The sequence below is a fragment of the Streptomyces flavotricini genome (assembly GCF_020639365.1).
Classification (GTDB): domain Bacteria; phylum Actinomycetota; class Actinomycetes; order Streptomycetales; family Streptomycetaceae; genus Streptomyces; species Streptomyces flavotricini.
Map to the genome: position 1 here is coordinate 6,935,285 of NZ_JAINUL010000001.1, position 18,159 is coordinate 6,953,443.

Sequence of the window (18,159 nt, forward strand, 5' to 3'; positions counted from 1 at the left end):
CATACGTCCTTATGTCCACCGAACGGTGGACACACAGCTCCGTACGGCACAATGGCCGGTGCTTGTTGACCTTGCAGATGTGGAGCGGGCGGTATGACGACACGAAGTACGGACGCAGATGCCGCCCCGCGGACGGTCGGCGCGAGCAGGGCCCTGGCCCTGCTGCTGGTGATCACGGGCGCCCTGGGACTGCTCGCCGCCTGGGTGATCACGATCGACAAGTTCAAGCTGCTCGAGGACCCGAACTTCACGCCGGGCTGCAGCCTGAACCCGATCGTCTCCTGCGGCAACATCATGAAGAGCGATCAGGCGTCCGCCTTCGGCTTCCCGAACCCGATGCTGGGGCTGGTCGCGTACGGGATCGTCGTCTGCGTCGGCATGAGCGTGCTCGCCGGCGCCCGGTTCCGGCCCTGGTACTGGCTGACCCTCAACGCGGGCATGCTGTTCGGCGTCGGGTTCTGCACCTGGCTGATGTACCAGTCGCTGTACAACATCAACTCGCTGTGCCTGTGGTGCTGCCTGGCGTGGGTCGCCACGATCTTCATGTTCTGGTACGTCACCGCGTTCAACGTGCGCGAGGGGCTGCTGCCCGCCCCGGGCTGGCTGCGCGCCTTCCTCGACGAGTTCACCTGGGTGCCGCCGGTACTGCACGTCGGGATCATCGGCATGCTGATCCTGACGCGCTGGTGGGACTTCTGGACCTCCTGAGGCGGCCCGGGGCGCCTGAGGGCGCGGCCCGCGGGCAGTGGGCTGTCAGTGCGCTCGCTTAGGCTTCCTGTGTGGAACCAGACCTGTTCACCGCCGCTGCCGAAGACCGCCGGGAGACGGACCCGGCGAGCTCCCCGCTCGCCGTCCGGATGCGCCCGCGCACCCTGGACGAGGTCGTCGGCCAGCAGCACCTGCTGAAGCCCGGATCACCGCTGCGGCGGCTGGTCGGGGACGGGGCGGGCGGTCCGGCCGGGGCCTCGTCGGTGATCCTGTGGGGCCCTCCGGGCATCGGCAAGACCACCCTCGCGTACGTGGTGAGCCAGGCGACGCGGAAGCGGTTCGTGGAGCTGTCGGCCATCACGGCGGGCGTGAAGGAAGTACGCGCCGTCATCGAGGGCGCCAAGCGGGCGGCCGGCGGGTACGGCAAGGACACGGTCCTCTTCCTCGACGAGATCCACCGCTTCAGCAAGGCCCAGCAGGACTCGCTGCTCCCGGCCGTCGAGAACCGCTGGGTGACGCTGATCGCCGCGACCACGGAGAACCCGTACTTCTCGATCATCTCCCCGCTGCTGTCGCGCTCGCTCCTGCTCACGCTGGAGCCGCTGACGGACGAGGACCTCAGCGCGCTGATGCGGCGCGCGCTGACGGAGGAGCGGGGGCTGGGCGGGGCGGTGACCCTGCCGGCGGACGCGGAGGCGCACCTGCTGCGGATCGCGGGCGGCGACGCCCGGCGGGCGCTGACGGCCCTGGAGGCCGGCGCCGGTTCGGCGATCGCCCAGGGGGAGTCCGAGATCAGCCTCCGGACGGTGGAGGAGGCCGTCGACCGGGCGGCGGTGAAGTACGACCGTGACGGCGACCAGCACTACGACGTGGCGAGCGCGCTGATCAAGTCCATCCGCGGTTCGGACGTGGACGCCGCGCTGCACTACCTGGCGCGGATGATCGAGGCCGGGGAGGACCCGCGGTTCATCGCCCGCCGGCTGATGATCTCGGCGAGCGAGGACATCGGCCTGGCGGACCCGTCGGCCCTGCCGCTCGCGGTGGCGGCGGCGCAGGCGGTGGCGATGATCGGCTTCCCGGAGGCGGCGCTGACCCTCTCGCACGCGACGATCGCCCTGGCCCTGGCCCCCAAGTCGAACACGGCGACGACCGCGATCGGCGCGGCCCTGGCGGACGTCAGGGCGGGCCTGGCGGGCCCGGTGCCGACGCACCTGCGGGACGGGCACTACAAGGGAGCGGCCAAGCTGGGCCACGCGGTCGGGTACGTGTACCCGCACGACGTCCCGGGCGCGATCGCCGCCCAGCAGTACGCGCCCGACGCGGTGCACGGCAAGCGGTACTACGAACCGACCCGCTACGGCGCCGAAGCGCGGTACGCGGACGTGGTGGAGAAGGTCCGCGAGCGGCTGCGCGGCGGTGGTTCCGGCCCGTCCGGCGCTTGAGGGCCGGGTCAGGGGCGGGGGAAGGCTCCGCCCGGCGGTCACGGCGTGCGGGGGATCAGCCGCCGACCTGTCCTGCTCGCCGTGGACCAGCAGACCAACCAGGACAAGGGCAGCGAGACGGCCGACACGTGGCAGCCGCCGCGCGCGGCGTACCGCTGCGAGTACGCCCGCCGCTCCGTCGGGATCAAGGCCAAGTACGGGCTCTTCGTGACCCCGCCGGAGAAGGCGCCGCTGAGCGGCATGCGCGCGACCTGTGCCCGCCCCCCCCGTACCCGGCCCCCGTACCTAGCCGCCCGCCGCCGCGAACAGCGTGTGCATCGCCCGGCGCAGCTCGCAGACGTCGCGTACAGGCGCCGGGAAGTCGAAGCGGGCGTCGAAGGAGGAGCCCTCGCCCGTGAAGCGGACCCGCAGGCCCAGCCGGTCCAGGGCCAGCGGGACCGCGGCCGTGCCGGCGCTCTCCCGGGGGCCCAGCAGCGCGCACAGGTCCGCGATCCGGTCGCGGTGGGCGGCGGCCAGGTGCTGGAGGAGCTCCGTCTCGTGGTGCACCATCGGGTCGGGCTCCGCAGCGGCCAGCTCCTCCGGGTCCACGTGCTCGGCGCCCCACAGGTCGTCCACCGAGATCTCGCCGACCTCCAGGCGCAGCATGACGAAGGACGGCCGGCCGTGCAGCCCGAGGAGCTCGCCCACCGGCCGGCGCTCCGCCAGCAGTGCGGCGCAGGCCGCGCGGTCGTCCCCGCGCACCTGCGTCAGCCACCCGGCGAGCCACGCACGGCCTCGGATACGATGGGGAACGGACACCGGCGCCACATCCGTGATCTCGATCACGGAGGTGAGGTCGTCGTCCTGGGCGTATGCGGCCGCCCTGGCAGCCGCGGATTCCCCTGACACCAGGAGAATCACGTCCCCGTCCGGGGTGACGGTCCGCGCGGCCGGCCCCCCTGCCCCGAGCTCTGCCTGGTCAAGCGACCGCACCTGGTCGAAAGCACCCGGCAGCATGAGGGATACTGAGGCGTTGGACTCTACGAGGGTTCGTACGCGTTCGGCTCCGGTGAGCTGCCGAACGCCTTCCCTGGGACGCGGCTGACCTTGCTTATCGTCGGCGCAAGCGGATTCTGTTTCAGCTGAATCCGAACTGCGTTGCGCACTGGGCAGGGGGATCCCATGTGGTCGAGACATTACGTCCTCCTCGATAAGGTAAGCCTCACCTAACTTACATGGAGGTAGGTTCCCCGTGAACCAGAAGCGACCCAAGGTCAAGAAGTCGCGTGCCCTCGGCATTGCGCTGACCCCGAAGGCCGTCAAGTACTTCGAGGCCCGCCCCTACCCGCCGGGCGAGCACGGCCGTGGCCGCAAGCAGAACTCGGACTACAAGGTCCGTCTGCTCGAGAAGCAGCGTCTGCGCGCTCAGTACGACATCTCTGAGCGTCAGATGGCCCGCGCGTACGACCGCGCCAAGAAGGCCGAAGGCAAGACGGGCGAGGCGCTGGTCGTCGAGCTCGAGCGTCGCCTCGACGCCCTGGTCCTGCGTTCGGGCATCGCCCGCACCATCTACCAGGCCCGCCAGATGGTCGTTCACGGCCACATCGAGGTCAACGGTGCCAAGGTCGACAAGCCGTCGTTCCGTGTCCGCCCGGACGACGTCATCACCGTGCGCGAGCGCAGCCGCGAGAAGGTTCCGTTCCAGGTTGCCCGTGAGGGTGGCTACGCAGGCGAGGGCGAGACCCCGCGCTACCTGCAGGTCAACCTGAAGGCCCTGGCCTTCCGCCTGGACCGTGACCCGAACCGCAAGGAAATCCCGGTCATCTGCGACGAGCAGCTCGTCGTCGAGTACTACGCCCGCTGATCCAGCGGCCGTAGCCTCACAGGCTGGTCAGCCCGCCGGTTCCCCTCTGGGGGAGCCGGCGGGCTTCCTGTTTTGGGCGGACCCCGAATTCCGGTACGGCGGCGGATCTCCGGCGCGATAGGGTCGGAGGAAGACCTGTCTGGTGATCAACATGCAGAGACCTGCAGAGAGCGGTGCAACGTGTCCGGTGGAGAGGTGGCCGGGATCCTCGTGGCCGTCTTCTGGGCCATCCTGGTCTCCTTCCTCGCCGTGGTGCTGGTGAGGCTGGCCCAGGTGCTCAAGGCGACCACCAAGCTGGTGGCCGACGTGACCGAGCAGGCCGTCCCGCTGCTCGCGGACGCCTCCACCACGGTCCGCTCCGCGCGCACCCAGCTCGACCGGGTCGACGCGATCGCGAGTGACGTCCAGGAAGTCACCTCGAACGCCTCCGCGCTCTCCTCCACCGTGGCCTCCACCTTCGGCGGACCGCTGGTCAAGGTCGCGGCCTTCGGTTACGGCGTCCGCAAGGCACTGGGCAAATCCACCGAAGCCGCGCCGCCGCGGGCGTCCCGACGTACTGTGATCGTTGGCCGTACGGTGCCGGCGGCCCGGCGCCGGAAGCAGAAGGGCTGAAACCTCCGATGTTCCGCCGAGCCTTCTGGTTCACCGCAGGCGCAGCCGCCGGCGTATGGGCCACCACCAAGGTCAACCGCCAGCTCAAGAAGCTGACGCCGGAGAGCCTCGCCGCCCAGGCCGCCGACAAGGCCGTGGAGGCGGGCCACCGCCTCAAGGACTTCGCCCTCGACGTCAAGGCGGGAATGTCCCAGCGCGAGGACGAGCTGAACGACGCACTGGGGCTCGGGCGGGACGCCATGGACCCGGTCCGGCCCGACAACGTCACCGCCCTCCCCGGGCCGCGGCGGCTCCGGGCCATCCAGAACGACAAGACCACCCACGAGACCCGCTCGGCGGGTTCGTACAACCGGAATGAGGACCACTGATGGAGTCGGCTGAAATCCGCCGCCGCTGGCTGAGCTTCTTCGAGGAGCGCGGTCACGCCGTTGTCCCTTCGGCGTCGCTCATCGCGGACGACCCGACTCTGCTGCTGGTCAACGCGGGCATGGTCCCGTTCAAGCCGTACTTCCTCGGTGAGACCAAGCCGCCGGCCCCCCGGGCCACCAGCGTGCAGAAGTGCGTCCGTACGCCGGACATCGAAGAGGTCGGCAAGACCACCCGCCACGGCACGTTCTTCCAGATGTGCGGCAACTTCTCCTTCGGCGACTACTTCAAGGAAGGCGCCATCAAGTACGCCTGGGAGCTGCTGACCAGCTCCGTGGCGGACGGCGGCTACGGCCTTGAGCCGGAGAAGCTCTGGATCACCGTCTACCTCGACGACGACGAGGCCGAGACGATCTGGCGCGAGAAGATCGGTGTCCCCGCCGAGCGCATCCAGCGTCTGGGCAAGAAGGACAACTTCTGGTCCATGGGCGTCCCGGGCCCCTGCGGTCCGTGCTCCGAGATCAACTACGACCGCGGTCCCGAGTTCGGCGTCGAGGGCGGCCCGGCCGTCAACGACGAGCGCTACGTGGAGATCTGGAACCTGGTCTTCATGCAGTACGAGCGCGGCGCCGGCGACGGGAAGGAAGACTTCCCGATCCTCGGCGACCTGCCGTCGAAGAACATCGACACCGGTCTCGGCCTCGAACGCCTCGCGATGATCCTGCAGGGCGTACAGAACATGTACGAGACCGACACCCTGCGCGTGGTCATGGACAAGGCCACCGAGCTGACCGGCGTGCAGTACGGCGCCGCCCAGAACACCGACGTCTCGATGCGCGTGGTCGCCGACCACATCCGCACCTCCGTCATGCTCATCGGCGACGGCGTCACCCCCGGCAACGAGGGCCGCGGCTACGTGCTGCGCCGCATCATGCGCCGCGCCATCCGCAACATGCGCCTCATGGGCGCCACCGGCCCCGTCGTCCAGGACCTGGTCGACGTCGTGATCAACACGATGGGCCAGCAGTACCCGGAGCTCGTCACCGACCGCAAGCGCATCGAGACCGTCGCGCTCGCCGAAGAGGCCGCCTTCCTCAAGGCCGTCAAGGGCGGCACCAACATCCTCGACACCGCCGTGAGCGAGACCAAGGCCGCCGGCGGCACGGTCCTCTCCGGCGACAAGGCGTTCCTGCTCCACGACACCTGGGGCTTCCCGATCGACCTCACCCTGGAGATGGCCGCCGAGCAGGGCCTCTCCGTGGACGAGCCCGGCTTCCGCCGCCTGATGCAGGAGCAGCGCGACCGGGCCAAGGCCGACGCCAAGGCCAAGAAGACCGGCCACGCGGACATGTCCGCCTACCGGGAGATCGCCGACGGCTCCGGCGCCACCGAGTTCACCGGCTACGCCACCACCCAGGGCGAGTCCACCATCGTCGGCCTGCTGGTGAACGGCGTCTCCGCGCCCGCCGCCTCCGAGGGCGACGAGGTCGAGGTCGTCCTCGACCGCACCCCCTTCTACGCAGAGGGGGGCGGCCAGCTCGCCGACCAGGGCCGCATCAAGCTCGACTCCGGCGCCGTCATCGTCGTCCGCGACGTGCAGCAGCCGGTCCCGGGCGTCTCCGTGCACAAGGGATCCGTCCAGGTCGGCGAGGTGACGGTGGGCGCCTCCGCGTACGCCGCCATCGACGTGAACCGGCGCCGGGCCATCGCCCGCGCCCACTCGGCCACGCACCTGACCCACCAGGCGCTGCGCGACGCCCTCGGCCCGACGGCCGCCCAGGCCGGTTCCGAGAACAGCCCCGGCCGGTTCCGCTTCGACTTCGGCTCGCCGAACGCCGTCCCCGGCACGGTCCTCACCGACGTCGAGCAGAAGATCAACGACGTGCTCTCGCGCGAGCTCGACGTCACCGCCGAGATCATGAGCATCGACGAGGCGAAGAAGCAGGGCGCCATCGCCGAGTTCGGCGAGAAGTACGGCGAGCGCGTGCGCGTCGTGACCATCGGCGACTTCTCCAAGGAGCTGTGCGGCGGCACGCACGTCGGCAACACCGCCCAGCTGGGTCTGGTGAAGCTGCTCGGCGAGTCCTCCATCGGCTCCGGCGTGCGCCGCGTCGAGGCCCTCGTCGGCGTGGACGCGTACAACTTCCTCGCCAAGGAGCACACGGTCGTCGCCCAGCTCCAGGAGCTGGTCAAGGGCCGCCCGGAGGAGCTGCCGGAGAAGATCGCCTCCATGCTCGGCAAGCTGAAGGACGCCGAGAAGGAGATCGAGAAGTTCCGCGCGGAGAAGGTCCTGCAGGCCGCCGCCGGTCTGGCCGCGGGCGCCCAGGACATCCGCGGCGTCGCCCTCGTCGTCGGCACCGTCCCGGACGGCACCGGCGCCGACGACCTGCGCAAGCTGGTCCTCGACGTCCGCGGCCGCATCCAGGGCGACCGCCCGGCCGTCGTGGCCCTCTTCACGACGGCGAACGACCGCCCGCTGACCGTGATCGCCACCAACGAGGCCGCCCGCGAGCGCGGTCTCAAGGCCGGTGACCTGGTCCGCACCGCCGCCAAGACCCTCGGCGGCGGCGGTGGCGGCAAGCCGGACGTGGCCCAGGGCGGCGGCCAGAACCCGGCCGCCGTCCCGGACGCCATCGCCGCGGTCGAGCGCCTCGTCGTCGAGACGGTCTGACCATGACGCTGCGCCGTGGCCGCCGTCTCGCCATCGACGTCGGGGACGCCCGGATCGGGGTCGCCTCGTGCGACCCCGACGGGGTGCTCGCCACACCGGTGGAAACCGTTCCGGGCCGGGACATCCCCTTCGCCCACCGGCGGCTGCGGCAGCTCGTCGAGGAGTACGAACCCCTTGAAGTCGTGGTCGGCCTGCCCCGCTCGCTCAGCGGGCGGGAGGGGCCGGCCGCGGCCAAGGTGCGCGCCTTCGCGAACGAACTCGCCAAGGGCATCAAGCCGGTGACGGTCCGTCTGGTGGACGAGCGGATGACCACGGTCACCGCCGCGCAGGGGCTGCGGGCCTCGGGAAGGAACGCGAAGAAGGGCCGCTCGGTGATCGACCAGGCGGCCGCGGTGGTCATCCTTCAGAACGCTCTTGAGACCGAACGGGTATCAGGTAATCCGCCCGGTGAGTGCGTCGAAGTGGTTGTCTGATCGCGGTACGGTAACGTTCCGCGCGATGCGGCGTCATTCGAACAAGTCGTCGCCCACCACTTCAGAGGCGGAACCGGGTGCCGCGGCGGACAGGGCCGTGGCCTCCGTCTCGCGGCTCTAGGGGACCGATGACTGAGTATGGCCGGGGCCGTGGCCCCGAACCGTGGCACCCGGAGGACCCCCTGTACGGGGACCAAGGGTGGACCGGGCACGAGGCCCAGCAGGCTCAGATGCCCTACGCCGGCGGTCCCCAGCAGCAGTACCCGCAGGAGCCGCAGTACCAGCAGGACCCTCAGTACGCGCAGGGCCGGCAGTACCCGCAGGATCCGCAGTACGCGCAGGACCCCCAGTACCAGCAGCAGTTCGTGCAGCAGGGCCAGTACCCGGACCAGCAGCAGGGCTACGCCCCGCAGCAGCCCCAGCAGGTCTACCAGCAGCAGCCGCAGCAGCCGGTGTACGACGGCCAGGGCCAGGGCTGGGACACCGGCCAGGTCCAGGCCCAGGCCCAGTACGCAGCCGTCCCGCAGGCCGACCCGTACCTCGGCGCGGACCCGTACGCCCAGCAGCCCGTCGGCGGCTACCCGGGCGAGGCCCCCGACCTCTACGCCACGCCCGAGGCCTACCCGCCGCCGCAGCCCCCGGGCAGGCGCCACCTGGTCACGGAGCAGGAGGCGGAGACCGAGTACGCCGACGAGACGGCGGAGGCGGCCGACGAGGCCGCCGCGGCCCCTTCGGTCCCGCCCGGCGACGGCGACGACTCCGAAACCCCGGGCGGCGGCGGACGCCGCGGCCGCTCGAAGGACAAGAAACCCAAGGGCCGCAACGGCGCGGCCTGCCTGATCGCCGCCGTCGTGATCATCGGCGTCCTCGGCGGTGGCGGCTACTACGGCCTGGACTACCTCAAGTCCAAGTTCAGCACCGGCGAGGACTACGCCGGCGAGGGCGAGGGCTCCGTCAGCATCGACATCCCCAAGGGCACCGGCATGGGGGAGATGGGCCGCATCCTGAAGGCGCACGGTGTCGTCAAGAGCGCCGACGCCTTCGTCGCCGCCGCCAAGGCCAACCCCAAGGGCGGAGCCCTCCAGGCGGGCTCCTACACGATGAAGCTGCACATGTCGGGCAAGGCGGCCGTCGACCTGATGGTGGGCGGCGCCGGCGTCAACGCCCTCGACGTCATCCCCGGCTGGAAGACCAGCCAGGTCTACAAGGCCATCGACGAGCGGCTCAAGCTCAAGGAGGGCACGACCAAGGACGTCGCCACCAAGGAGGCGAAGAACCTCGGTCTGCCCGACTGGGCCGCCAACAAGGACCTCAAGGACCCGCTGGAGGGCTTCCTCTACCCGGCCCGCTACGACCTCAGCAAGGACGCGACCCCCCAGTCGATGCTCAAGCAGATGGTCGCCAAGTCCAACGAGGCCTACGAGAGCGCGGACGTCAAGGGCCAGGCCTCCAAGCTGGGCCTTTCGAGCCCGCTGCAGCTCATCACCGTCGCGAGCCTCGTCCAGGCCGAGGGCAAGTACCAGCACGACTTCGACAAGATCTCCCGGGTCGTCTACAACCGGCTCAAGCCGGGCAACACCGAGACCTACGGTCTGCTCGACTTCGACTCGACGGTCAACTACATGCGGGGCCAGAGCACCCTGGACGTGGGTTCCGTCAACGACCTGCGCAAGCTCGACGACCCGTACAACACCTACAAGATCAAGGGCCTGCCGCCCGGACCGATCGGCAGCCCGGGCCCGGACGCGCTCAAGTCGGCGATCAACCCGGCCACCGGTCCCTGGTACTACTTCGTGTCGGTGAACGAGAACGAGACCCTGTTCGCCGTGACCAACGAAGAGCACAACAGGAACCGCCAGAAGTACGAAGAGGAGAGGAAGAAGGAAGGGCAGTGATACGCGCAGCCGTGCTCGGTTCCCCGATCGAGCACTCCCTTTCACCGGTGCTCCACCGCGCCGCGTACCAGGAGCTCGGCCTCGACGACTGGTCGTACGACCGCTTCGAGATAGACGAGGACGCGCTCCCGCAGTTCGTCGCCGGCCTCGGCCCCGAGTGGGCCGGGCTGTCGCTGACGATGCCGCTCAAGCGCGCGGTCATCCCGCTGCTCGACGGCATCAGCGACACCGCCGCCTCCGTCGAGGCGGTCAACACCGTCGTCCTGACCGAGGACGGCCGGCGCCTCGGCGACAACACCGACATCCCCGGGATCGTCTCCGCGCTCCACGAGCGCGGGGTCGACCGGGTGGACCGCGCCACCATCCTCGGCGCCGGGGCCACCGCCTCCTCGGCCCTGGCCGCCCTCGCCCGGATCTGCTCCGGCGAGGTCACGGTGTACGTCCGCTCCGAGGCCCGCGCCGACGAGATGCAGGAGTGGGGGGAGCGCCTCGACGTGGCCGTCCGTACGGCCGACTGGGAGGACGCCGCCGAGGGGCTCGGCGCGCCGCTGGTCATCGCGACGACCCCGGCGCGGGCCACGGACTGGCTGGCCGACCGGGTACCGGCCGGTGCGGGCACCCTCTTCGACGTCCTCTACGACCCGTGGCCGACCGCCCTCGCGGCGGCCTGGTCGCAGCACGGGGGCAGGCTCCTGGGAGGCCTGGACCTCCTCGTCCACCAGGCGGTGCTCCAGGTCGAGCAGATGACCGGCCGCCACACCGCGCCGCTGGCCGCCATGCGGGCCGCGGGAGAGGCCGCGCTGCGCTCCCGCCACTGATCCGCTGCCGCCCGCACCCGCCGTGACCGCACCTGATGCACTGCGCGGGCCGATCTTGCCCGTGTACGGTCGCACTCGCCAGGGTGAGCCCGGGTGCACCGCCGTCCGCCAGCTGGACCGGAGGGCGGCGCACCGGCCCGGACGTGGGAGGATCGGGTGTGGCGGGTCCGGGCCGAGCACCCGGCCGCGCCGCCGCAGTACCCAGGCGCGAGCATGAGGAGCATCGTTGAGCAGGTTGCGTTGGCTGACCGCAGGAGAGTCGCACGGACCGGCACTGGTCGCGACGCTGGAGGGCCTTCCCGCCGGCGTTCCGGTCACCACCGAGCTGGTGGCCGACCACCTGGCCCGGCGCCGGCTCGGCTATGGCCGCGGTGCCCGGATGAAGTTCGAGCAGGACGAGGTCACCTTCCTCGGCGGCGTCCGCCACGGCCTGTCCCAGGGCTCCCCGATCGCCGTCATGATCGGCAACACCGAGTGGCCCAAGTGGGAGACCGTCATGTCGGCCGACCCGGTCGACCCGTCGCTGCTCAAGGACACCGGCCGCAACGCGCCGCTGACCCGCCCGCGCCCGGGCCACGCCGACCTGGCGGGCATGCAGAAGTACGGCTTCGCCGAGGCCCGGCCGATCCTGGAGCGCGCGAGCGCCCGTGAGACCGCCGCCCGCGTCGCCCTCGGCGCCGTGGCCCGCTCCTTCATCAAGGAGGTCGCGGGCATCGAGATCGTCTCGCACGTGGTGGAGCTGGCCTCGGCCAAGGCCCCGTACGGGGTCTACCCGACCCCCGCCGACGTGGAGAAGCTCGACGCGGACCCGGTGCGCTGCCTCGACGCCGACGCGTCGAAGGCGATGGTCGCGGAGATCGACCAGGCCCACAAGGACGGCGACACCCTCGGCGGCGTCGTCGAGGTCCTCGCGTACGGGGTGCCGGTAGGCCTCGGCTCGCACGTGCACTGGGACCGCCGCCTGGACGCGCGCCTCGCGGCCGCGCTGATGGGCATCCAGGCGATCAAGGGCGTCGAGGTCGGCGACGGCTTCGACCTGGCCCGCGTACCCGGCTCGCAGGCGCACGACGAGATCGTGGCCACTCCCGAGGGCATCAAGCGCACCTCCGGCCGCTCCGGCGGCACCGAGGGCGGTCTGACCACCGGTGAGCTGCTGCGCGTACGCGCCGCCATGAAGCCGATCGCGACGGTGCCGAAGGCGCTCGCCACGATCGACGTCGCCACCGGCGAGGCCGCTGCCGCCCACCACCAGCGCTCGGACGTCTGTGCCGTCCCCGCGGCGGGCATCGTCGCCGAGGCGATGGTCGCCCTCGTCCTCGCGGACGCGGTCGTGGAGAAGTTCGGCGGCGACTCGGTGCCCGAGACCCGGCGCAACGTGCAGTCGTACCTCGACAACCTGCAGATCCGGTGACGGGCGGACCATTGGTCGTCCTGGTCGGGCCCATGGGGTCCGGCAAGTCCACGGTGGGGGCGCTGCTCGCCGAGCGGCTCGGCGTCCCCTACCGGGACACCGACGCCGACATCGTCGCGGCCCAGGGCCGCGAGATCTCCGACCTCTTCGTCGACGAGGGCGAGCCGTACTTCCGCGAGCTGGAGCGGCAGGCGGTCGCCGCCGCCGTCGCCGAGCACACCGGAGTCCTCGCCCTCGGCGGCGGCGCCGTCCTCGACGAGGGCACCCGGGGGCTGCTGGCCGGCCTGCCCGTCGCCTATCTGTCGATGGACGTCGAGGAGGCCGTCCGGCGCGTCGGCCTGGGCGCCGCCCGCCCGTTGCTCGCCGTCAACCCGCGCCGCCAGTGGCGCGAGCTGATGGAGGCCCGCCGCCCCCTGTACACCGAAGTCGCGCGCGTCGTGGTGGCCACCGACGACCGCACCCCCGAAGAGGTCGCCCAGGCGGTCCTCGACGCTCTGGAGTTGAAGGACGTATGACAGACCAGGTGACGCGCATCCAGGTCGGCGCCAGCGCCGGACACGACGCGTACGACGTACTGGTGGGGCGGCAGCTGCTCGGCGAGCTGGGCGGCCTGATCGGTACGAAGGCCCAGCGGGTCGCCGTGATCCACCCCGAGGCGCTGGCCTCGACCGGTGAGGCCCTGCGCGACGATCTGGCCGAGCAGGGCTACGAGGCGGTCGCCATCCAGGTGCCGAACGCAGAGGAGGCCAAGACCGTCGAGGTCGCGGCGTACTGCTGGAAGGCGCTCGGCCAGTCCGGGTTCACCCGCACCGACGTGATCGTCGGCGTCGGCGGCGGGGCCACGACCGACCTCGCGGGCTTCGTCGCGGCCTCCTGGCTGCGCGGGGTGCGCTGGATCGCCGTACCGACCACCGTCCTGGCGATGGTGGACGCGGCCGTCGGCGGCAAGACCGGCATCAACACCGCCGAGGGCAAGAACCTGGTCGGCGCCTTCCACCCGCCGGCCGGCGTGCTGTGCGACCTGGCGGCGCTGGACTCCCTGCCGGTCAACGACTACGTCAGCGGCCTCGCCGAGATCATCAAGGCCGGATTCATCTCCGACCCGGCGATCCTCGACCTGATCGAGGCCGACCCGGCCGCGGCCCGCACGCCCGAGGGCCCGCACACCGCGGAGCTCATCGTCCGCTCGATCCGGGTCAAGGCGGACGTCGTCTCCAGCGACCTGAAGGAATCGGGCCTGCGCGAGATCCTCAACTACGGGCACACGCTCGCGCACGCCATCGAGAAGAACGAGCGCTACAAGTGGCGGCACGGCGCGGCCGTGTCGGTCGGCATGGTCTTCGCGGCCGAGCTCGGCCGGCTCGCGGGCCGGCTCGACGACGCGACGGCCGACCGGCACCGGGAGATCCTGGCCGCGGTCGGGCTGCCGCTGACGTACCGCGGCGACCAGTGGCCCAAGCTGCTCCAGACCATGCAGGTCGACAAGAAGTCCCGCGGCAACCTGCTGCGCTTCATCGTCCTCGACGGCCTGGCCAAGCCCACCGTCCTGGAGGGCCCCGACCCGGCGCACCTGATCGCGGCGTACGGCGAGGTGTCGGCGTGAGCCGCAAGGTGCTCGTGCTGAACGGGCCGAACCTGGGCCGGCTGGGCTCGCGCGAGCCCGACGTGTACGGGGCCACCTCGTACGCCGGGCTCGTCCAGAGCTGCCGCGCGCTGGGCGAGGAGCTCGGCTTCGACGTCGAGGTCCGCGAGACCAACGACGAGGGCGCGATCGTGCGCTGGCTGCACGAGGCGGCGGACGGCAAGATCCCGGTCGTGATCAATCCCGGCGCCTTCACGCACTACTCGTACGCCATGCGGGACGCGGCGGCGCAGCGCACCGCGCCGCTGATCGAGGTGCACATCTCCAACCCGTACGCCCGCGAGGAGTTCCGGCACACGTCGGTCATCGCCTCGGTGGCGACCGGGACGGTGGCGGGCTTCGGCATCGGCTCGTACCGGCTGGCGCTGCGCGCGCTGGCGGACGAAGTCGCACTCTGACGGTGCTGGTGGGCGGCTTCCGCCCCGCTGTCATATAACGTTCTCGCATCAGTGGGCAGAACGGGACGGAGTGGCAGCGGATGCAGCAAGGAGTGGGGGGCGGCGGCGCGGGCTGGGGGCAGCCGGGACATCAACCGGCCGTGCCCCCGCAGCCGCCGATACCCCCCGCGCACGGGTGGCCGGTGCCGGTGCCGCCGCACGCGCCCCCGCAGGCACAGGTCCCGCACGTGCAGCCGCATTCGCCGCCGCCCGTGTCCGAGGCCACGGGGCACATTCCGCTGCCTCCCGCGGTGGCCGGGACGGGTGGGGCCACGCTGGCCGTGCTCCTGATCGGCCCGGCGGGCGCGGGCAAGACCACCGTGGCCCGGCACTGGGCGAGCACCCGGCCGGTTCCGACCGCCCACGTGAGCCTGGACGACGTCCGGGAGTGGGTGTGCTCGGGCTTCGCGGACCCGCAGGCCGGCTGGAACGACCACTCCGAGGCCCAGTACCGGCTGGCCCGCCGTACCTGCGGCTTCGCCGCCCGCAACTTCCTGGCCAACGGGATCTCCTGCATCCTCGACGACGCCGTCTTCCCCGACCGGCCGGTGGTGGGCCTGGGCGGCTGGAAGCGGCACGTGGGGCCCGCCCTGCTGCCCGTCGTCCTCCTGCCCGGCCTGGAGATCGTCCTGGAGCGCAACGCCGCACGTTCGGGCAACCGGCGCCTCTCGGACGAGGAGGTCGCCCGCATCCACGGCCGCATGGCGGGCTGGTACGGCTCGGGCCTGCCGATCATCGACAACTCGGACCTGGACGTGGAGGCCACTTCCCGGGCCCTGGACGAGGCCCTGGCCCGGACCCTCGGGACACCCGCCTTCTGACCGGTCAGGTTTGGAGAAGCGTGGAGCCGCACCCCGCGGCTAGCGTGAATTCCACGCCAACCCCACCGCTTCAGGAGTGATCATGACCACCTCTCCCACCCAGGGAATCAAGACCGTCCTGCACCCCGTCTCCGACCTGGCCGCGGCCAAGGACGTCTACACCGCGCTGCTCGGTGTCGCTCCCACGGTCGACGAGCCCTACTACGTCGGCTACGAGACCGGCGGCCAGCAGATCGGGCTGGTGCCCGGCGGCGCTCAGCAGGGCATGGCCGCGCCCGTGGCGCACTGGCACGTGCCGGACATCGAGGCCAAGATCGCCGAGGTGACCGCCGCCGGGGGCAAGCTCAAGGACCCCGTGCGCGACGTCGGCGGCGGCCGCCTCGTGGCCACTTTCACCGACCCCGACGGCAACGTCCTCGGGCTCCTCCAGGACCGGTGAGCGCGCCCCGCTCAGCTGGTTAGATCGAGCCAGGCCGCCCGAACCGACGTACGGAGACACGATGAGCATGGCCAGGTCCGCGCCGCACGATGCCGACAGCCACGACCTGATCCGCGTGCACGGCGCGCGCGTGAACAACCTCAAGGACGTCAGCATCGAGATCCCCAAGCGCCGACTGACGGTGTTCACCGGTGTCTCCGGCTCGGGCAAGAGCTCGCTGGTGTTCGACACGATCGCCGCCGAGTCACAGCGGCTGATCAACGAGACCTACAGCGCCTTCGTCCAGGGCTTCATGCCGACGCTGGCCCGGCCCGAGGTGGACGTGCTCGACGGCCTCACCACCGCGATCACCGTCGACCAGCAGCGGATGGGCGGGGACCCGCGCTCCACGGTCGGCACCGCCACCGATGTCAACGCCATGCTGCGCATCCTGTTCAGCAGGCTCGGCAAGCCGCACATCGGCTCCGCCAAGGCGTTCTCCTTCAACGTCGCCTCCATCAGCGGGGCCGGCGCGGTCACCGTCCGGCGCGGCGGGCAGGAGGTCAAGGAGAAGCGCAGCTTCAGCATCACCGGCGGCATGTGCCCGCGCTGCGAGGGCCGGGGAGCGGTCACCGACATCGACCTCACGCAGCTCTACGACGACACCAAGTCCCTCAACGAGGGCGCGTTCACGATCCCGGGCTACACCGGGGGCGGCTGGAACAGCCGCCTCTACATCGAGTCGGGGTTCTTCGACCCGGACAAGCCGATCCGCAAGTACACCAAGAAGGAACTGCAGGACCTCCTGCACCGCGAACCGACCCGCATGAAGATCGCGGGCATCAACATGACGTACGAGGGCCTGATCCCCCGCGTGCAGAAGTCGATGCTGTCCAAGGACACCGAGTCCATGCAGCCGCACATCCGGGCCTTCGTGGAACGGGCGGTCACCTTCACCACCTGCCCCGACTGCGCGGGAACCCGGCTCAACGAGGGCGCGCGGTCCTCGAAGATCGAGCGGAAGAACATCGCGGACCTGTGCGCGATGGAGATCCGGGACCTGGCCGAATGGGTCCGCGCCCTCGATGAGCCCTCCGTGGCTCCCCTGCTCGCCACCCTGCTGGGGACCCTCGACTCGTTCGTGGAGATCGGCCTCGGTTACCTCTCGCTCGACCGCGCCTCGGGCACGCTGTCCGGCGGCGAGGCGCAGCGCGTCAAGATGATCCGCCACCTCGGCTCCTCGCTCACCGACGTCACGTACGTCTTCGACGAGCCCACCACCGGCCTGCACCCGCACGACATCCAGCGGATGAACAAGCTGCTGCTGCGCCTGCGGGACAAGGGCAACACGGTCCTCGTCGTGGAGCACAAGCCGGAGACGATCGCGATCGCCGACCACGTCGTCGACCTCGGCCCCGGCGCCGGCTCGGGCGGCGGCACCGTCTGCTTCGAAGGCACCGTCGAAGGGCTGCGGACCGGCGGCACGATCACCGGCCGGCACTTCGACGACCGGGCCTGCGTCAAGGAGAGCGTGCGCAAGCCCACCGGCACGCTGGAGATCCGCGGGGCAGATGCCCACAACCTCCGCGACGTCGACGTCGACATCCCGCTCGGGGTGCTCACCGTCGTCACCGGCGTCGCCGGCTCGGGCAAGAGCTCGCTCGTGCACGGCTCGATCCCCGCCGGTGAGGGGGTGGTCTCGGTCGACCAGGGAGCCATCAAGGGGTCCCGGCGCAGCAACCCGGCCACGTACACCGGGCTGCTCGACCCGATCCGCAAGGCGTTCGCCAAGGCCAACGACGTGAAGCCGGCCCTGTTCAGCGCCAACTCCGAGGGCGCCTGCCCGACCTGCAACGGCGCCGGGGTCATCTACACCGACCTGGCGATGATGGCCGGGGTCGCCACCACCTGCGAGGAGTGCGAGGGCAGGCGGTTCGACTCCTCGGTCCTCGACTACCACTTCGGCGGCCGTGACATCAGCGAGGTGCTCGCGATGTCGGTGACCGAGGCAGAGGCGTTCTTCGGGTCCGGTGAGGGACACCTCCCGGCCGCGCACCGCATCGTCGCGCGCCTCGCCGACGTCGGGCTCGGCTACCTCACCATCGGCCAGCCGCTCACCACCCTCTCCGGGGGCGAGCGCCAGCGGCTCAAGCTGGCGACCCACATGGCCGACAAGGGCGGGGTCTACGTCCTGGACGAGCCGACGGCCGGCCTGCACCTCGCCGATGTCGCGCACCTGCTGGGGCTGCTCGACCGGCTCGTCGACTCCGGCAAGTCGGTGATCGTCGTCGAGCACCACCAGGCCGTCATGGCGCACGCCGACTGGATCATCGACCTCGGGCCCGGCGCCGGCCACGACGGCGGCCGCGTCGTCTTCGAGGGCACCCCCGCCGAGCTCGTCGCCGAGCGCGCCACCCTCACCGGCGAGCACCTCGCGGCGTACGTGGGCGCCTGACCGGGCGGGGCCCGGCGGATGACCGGGGGCGGGGCCCGGCGCCTGACCGGGCCGCGTCCGGCCCGGGCCCGGCGGCCGGGGCGGCCCCCGGCCGGTCAGCCGCCGGGCCCCGGCCCCGTACGGATGCGCTCACCAGGCCGGATGCGC

18 protein-coding genes are annotated in these 18,159 nt (G+C 71.3%); 16 read left to right on the forward strand and 2 right to left on the reverse strand.

All coding sequences use genetic code 11. The features are described 5' to 3' along the window. Positions 1–93: 93 nt before the first annotated feature. Complete coding sequence (locus K7B10_RS31680) at positions 94–708, forward strand: vitamin K epoxide reductase family protein (protein WP_229341460.1); 615 nt, start codon at positions 94–96, stop codon at positions 706–708. Between the two features lie 71 nt (positions 709–779). Then, positions 780–2,150: a replication-associated recombination protein A gene (locus tag K7B10_RS31685; RefSeq protein WP_229341462.1), complete on the forward strand. Its 1,371-nt coding sequence runs from the start codon at positions 780–782 to the stop codon at positions 2,148–2,150. A gap of 38 nt (positions 2,151–2,188) precedes the next feature. Here K7B10_RS31685 and K7B10_RS31690 read toward each other — a convergent pair whose 3' ends face one another. Further along, positions 2,189–2,392 carry a hypothetical protein gene (locus K7B10_RS31690; protein ID WP_229341464.1) on the reverse strand — a complete coding sequence of 68 codons (204 nt, stop codon included), beginning with the start codon at positions 2,390–2,392 and terminating at the stop codon, positions 2,189–2,191. 43 nt (positions 2,393–2,435) lie between these two features. Then, positions 2,436–3,146 carry a DUF2470 domain-containing protein gene (locus K7B10_RS31695; RefSeq protein ID WP_229341466.1) on the reverse strand — a complete coding sequence of 237 codons (711 nt, stop codon included), beginning with the start codon at positions 3,144–3,146 and terminating at the stop codon, positions 2,436–2,438. 235 nt (positions 3,147–3,381) lie between these two features. Here K7B10_RS31695 and rpsD point away from each other — a divergent pair, with 235 nt between their 5' ends. From rpsD to K7B10_RS31765, 14 genes are all read left to right on the forward strand, one after another. Beyond that, complete coding sequence (rpsD, locus tag K7B10_RS31700) at positions 3,382–3,993, forward strand: 30S ribosomal protein S4 (protein WP_030026606.1); 612 nt, start codon at positions 3,382–3,384, stop codon at positions 3,991–3,993. Positions 3,994–4,173: 180 nt separating this feature from the next. Further along, entirely contained in the window at positions 4,174–4,605 is a 432-nt protein-coding gene (locus K7B10_RS31705) for a DUF948 domain-containing protein (RefSeq protein ID WP_229341468.1), read from the forward strand. Positions 4,606–4,613: 8 nt separating this feature from the next. After that, positions 4,614–4,973 carry a DUF6167 family protein gene (locus K7B10_RS31710; protein WP_229341470.1) on the forward strand — a complete coding sequence of 120 codons (360 nt, stop codon included), beginning with the start codon at positions 4,614–4,616 and terminating at the stop codon, positions 4,971–4,973. Continuing rightward, entirely contained in the window at positions 4,973–7,642 is a 2,670-nt protein-coding gene (alaS, locus tag K7B10_RS31715; RefSeq protein ID WP_229341471.1) for an alanine--tRNA ligase, read from the forward strand. Before K7B10_RS31710 ends, alaS begins: the two co-directional genes overlap by 1 nt. 2 nt (positions 7,643–7,644) lie before the next feature. After that, complete coding sequence (gene ruvX, locus K7B10_RS31720) at positions 7,645–8,115, forward strand: Holliday junction resolvase RuvX (protein WP_030028999.1); 471 nt, start codon at positions 7,645–7,647, stop codon at positions 8,113–8,115. Positions 8,116–8,243: 128 nt separating this feature from the next. Continuing rightward, the gene (gene mltG, locus K7B10_RS31725) at positions 8,244–10,010 is read left to right on the forward strand and encodes an endolytic transglycosylase MltG (protein ID WP_229341481.1); all 1,767 of its coding nucleotides are present in this window, start codon (positions 8,244–8,246) and stop codon (positions 10,008–10,010) included. Further along, entirely contained in the window at positions 10,007–10,828 is an 822-nt protein-coding gene (locus K7B10_RS31730; protein ID WP_229341483.1) for a shikimate dehydrogenase, read from the forward strand. The genes mltG and K7B10_RS31730 overlap by 4 nt, the downstream gene beginning before the upstream one ends. 226 nt (positions 10,829–11,054) lie before the next feature. Further along, positions 11,055–12,239 (forward strand): chorismate synthase, encoded by a 1,185-nt coding sequence (gene aroC, locus K7B10_RS31735; RefSeq protein WP_229341485.1) that lies wholly within the window; start codon positions 11,055–11,057, stop codon positions 12,237–12,239. Continuing rightward, complete coding sequence (locus K7B10_RS31740) at positions 12,236–12,754, forward strand: shikimate kinase (protein WP_308284651.1); 519 nt, start codon at positions 12,236–12,238, stop codon at positions 12,752–12,754. The genes aroC and K7B10_RS31740 overlap by 4 nt, the downstream gene beginning before the upstream one ends. Then, complete coding sequence (aroB, locus tag K7B10_RS31745; protein ID WP_229341489.1) at positions 12,751–13,842, forward strand: 3-dehydroquinate synthase; 1,092 nt, start codon at positions 12,751–12,753, stop codon at positions 13,840–13,842. The genes K7B10_RS31740 and aroB overlap by 4 nt, the downstream gene beginning before the upstream one ends. After that, entirely contained in the window at positions 13,839–14,279 is a 441-nt protein-coding gene (gene aroQ, locus K7B10_RS31750; RefSeq protein ID WP_229341491.1) for a type II 3-dehydroquinate dehydratase, read from the forward strand. The genes aroB and aroQ overlap by 4 nt, the downstream gene beginning before the upstream one ends. Before the next feature lie 80 nt (positions 14,280–14,359). Continuing rightward, entirely contained in the window at positions 14,360–15,139 is a 780-nt protein-coding gene (locus K7B10_RS31755; protein WP_229341493.1) for an AAA family ATPase, read from the forward strand. An 82-nt stretch (positions 15,140–15,221) separates the two neighbouring features. Beyond that, positions 15,222–15,578 (forward strand): VOC family protein, encoded by a 357-nt coding sequence (locus K7B10_RS31760; protein ID WP_229341504.1) that lies wholly within the window; start codon positions 15,222–15,224, stop codon positions 15,576–15,578. A 61-nt stretch (positions 15,579–15,639) separates the two neighbouring features. Further along, a complete protein-coding gene (locus K7B10_RS31765) occupies positions 15,640–18,012 on the forward strand; it encodes an ATP-binding cassette domain-containing protein (RefSeq protein ID WP_229341506.1) in 2,373 nt (790 codons plus the stop codon). Positions 18,013–18,159: the final 147 nt, after the last annotated feature.